At 49.6% G+C, this 566-nt stretch carries 1 protein-coding gene; it reads left to right on the top strand.

The features are described 5' to 3' along the window. Positions 1-566 (top strand): IS3 family transposase (locus ACFO9Q_RS22930; protein WP_379185906.1); only part of this gene is annotated, 566 nt, incomplete at both ends.

Below are 566 nucleotides of genomic sequence, written 5' to 3'. Positions count from 1 at the left end.
GTAGCCGTGGTTCTGCGCACCCTAGGAATAGCTGAGTCCACCTACTACGACCGTAAAAAGCGAGCAGGCAACCCTAAAGCGACGGAAGCCACTGGCAGCCATAAGGGCCGCCCTGTGCCAGGGTATTCTTACACCCATACAGGAGAAAAAGTAAGTGATGAACAAATAAAGGAATGGCTATCTGAGCTGCTCGAAGGGGAAGAGTGTGTCTATGGCTACAAGTTGCTAGCTAAATGCATAAGCGATCGGTACAAGGTCAAGTTGAACAAAAAGAAGTCCTATCGCTTGTGTAAGGAACTCGGCATTCTGCAAAAGCCGCGTCAACGTAACCCATCGCATCCCCGTCGACTGCCTAAGAACCACCTTATTACAGGGAGAAACCAACTCTGGCAAATGGACATAAAGTACGGCTATGTCATCGGACAAGAGCGTTTCTTTTACGTACTCAGCATTATTGATGTGTTTGACCGTGTTGTCGTTAAGCAGTACAGAGGAGCGGTATGCGAAGCTAAGCACGTCGTCCAAACCCTATGGGTGGCCTTACAGAGCCGGATACAGCCCGGTGA

The sequence above is a fragment of the Paenibacillus sp. GCM10023252 genome (genome assembly GCF_042653305.1).
Classification (GTDB): Bacteria; Bacillota; Bacilli; order Paenibacillales; family Paenibacillaceae; genus Pristimantibacillus.
This window is presented reverse-complemented; position numbering and strand designations above follow the sequence as displayed.